Consider the following 241-nt stretch of genomic DNA (forward strand, 5'->3'; position numbering starts at 1 on the left):
TAACTTTTCTACATGCAAACATCTTTGCATATAAGTTTATTTTCGCATTTGCAAATTAATTGCAACTATTACTTTAAGCTATTCAGAACGTCTAGTGCAAGATCTTGTTTTATTTTTGGTACGAAAAAGTGATCGTGGTAATATCCAGCAACAACATTGCAACTAATTCCATGTTGCGCCAAGGTTGTTGAAATTAGCGCAGTCAAACCAACTCCTAACACAGATGTTTCAACCTCTAGTG

1 protein-coding gene is annotated in these 241 nt (G+C 34.9%); it reads right to left on the bottom strand.

All coding sequences use genetic code 11. The features are described from left to right. Positions 1–68: 68 nt before the first annotated feature. Positions 69–221: an ACT domain-containing protein gene (locus Q4563_RS22160; RefSeq protein ID WP_303606075.1), complete on the bottom strand. Its 153-nt coding sequence runs from the start codon at positions 219–221 to the stop codon at positions 69–71. Positions 222–241: the final 20 nt, after the last annotated feature.

This window comes from Gilvimarinus sp. 1_MG-2023 (genome assembly GCF_030548285.1).